Genomic DNA, 1187 nt, shown 5'->3' on the forward strand with positions numbered 1-1187 from the left:
GTCTTCTACGATTCGGGCACGAAGACCCCTTCCGGGTCGAGATCGGGTCGTTGCCCCTTGTACGAGGGGTGCCGGAGCCCTCCGGGCCCGTATTCGCGGATATCTATGTCGACCACCACAATCGGGTGGACCCACCGCACTACACCGTGCTGTTCCGCGGCCGCGGACTCGGCGACGATCGGGCTGGTGGGACGTTCGAGGGCGGCCAGTTGCTCACCGAGCTGCCGGCGCCCAGCCTGAGTGAAGCCCGTCCCGACGTGCCCTACATACCGGAGTGCGCCCTGGTCGTCGTAGGCGCCGAGCACGAGGGCGCCAACGATGTTGCGCTGCATCCCGCCGGCAGGAATCCACCCGAGCACCACGCAGCTCACCCGCGTACGGATCAACACCTTCCGCCACGCCCGGGTACGCTGACCGGGTAGGTACAGCGACGAAACACGTTTGAACACAGCACCTTCCATACCCGAACCGCGAACCGCTTCGAGCATGACCGCACCGTCGATGCCTTCCCAATGTGGTGGGATTTGGATGGGGAGGCCGGCGCCCTGGAGTTGGTGGCCGAGGTCGGTGAGGGCGGCGCGGCGATCGAGGTACGGGGCACCCATCAGGTCGTCCCCGTCGAGCCGGAGCACGTCGAACGGCAGGTACGTGACCGGTACCTGCCGGCGCAGGGCGGTGGTCGGGCGCAGGGTGTTCGCCCGCTTCTGCAGGCGTGCGAACGAAGGCCGGCCTTGCGTGAGGGCGACGATTTCACCGTCGAAGACGATGCGCCCGTGACCACCGAATGCCTCGGTCAGCGCCTCGGTCACCTCCGGGTAGGAGGAAGTGACAACGTTGAGGTTGCGGGTCCACAGCACCGGATGCGCGCCGCCACCGACCCCAGCTAATAGGCGGAAGCCGTCGTACTTCATTTCGGCCGCCCAGCCGTCCATTTCCACCGGTGGTTCACCCGGTGTGGCCAGCATCGGCGCGATCAGCCGATTCCCAGCTCCGCTCATCGGACGCTCCCGGTCTGGAGGGACCGCGGTGGATCAGGGCAGGCGTTCGTCCAGACGGGCCATCGCGGTGTCGGTGAGGTGCGCTGTCCACGACCCCAGCTCACGTGTGCCTACTCGCATCACGGTACCGGCGATCACGGCTCCCACCAGGGCCCCGAGGAGAAAACTGGCCGGGCCGAGCGCGGCCGC

1 protein-coding gene is annotated in these 1187 nt (G+C 67.6%); it reads right to left on the reverse strand.

Going from position 1 to position 1187, the window contains the following annotated elements:
• Positions 1-5: 5 nt before the first annotated feature.
• Positions 6-998 carry a DNA ligase gene (locus CJ179_RS50445; RefSeq protein WP_095866537.1) on the reverse strand — a complete coding sequence of 331 codons (993 nt, stop codon included), beginning with the start codon at positions 996-998 and terminating at the stop codon, positions 6-8.
• Between the last annotated feature and the right edge of the window lie 189 nt (positions 999-1187).

This window comes from Rhodococcus sp. ACS1 (genome assembly GCF_002300155.1).
GTDB lineage: Bacteria > Actinomycetota > Actinomycetes > Mycobacteriales > Mycobacteriaceae > Rhodococcus_F > Rhodococcus_F koreensis.